1 pseudogene is annotated in these 258 nt (G+C 44.6%); it reads right to left on the bottom strand.

The annotated features are described in order from the left end of the window. Positions 1–236 (bottom strand): annotated as a pseudogene (locus AC1RPN_RS09085) (thioredoxin family protein); the annotation flags it as partial. Positions 237–258 lie beyond the last annotated feature (22 nt).

Here is a 258-nt window from a genome sequence, read left to right as displayed (position 1 = left end):
TCCTCAGACTCAGCCAAGGTTACTGATTCAGTCGCTGCTGGTGCCTCTTTATCTTCAGAAAGCGACTGCTCCTGACTATCTGATGGTTGTTCTACTGGAGTAGATTCGGTTGCTTCCACCTTTGGAGAATTATCAGCTCCCGTTTCTACCACCTCATCCGCTAAAGCAGTTCCTACCGATAGATTCAGTAACAAGGCTGAACTCATCAGCCATAGCGTTAATGTCCGTTTTTTCATCATAAACTCCTTTCAATTACTT

It is taken from the genome of Dellaglioa sp. CoH-57-MRSF-20, from assembly GCF_056781955.1.
The sequence above is the reverse complement of the archived record's forward strand: the minus strand, read 5'-3'. Positions and strand labels throughout refer to the sequence as shown.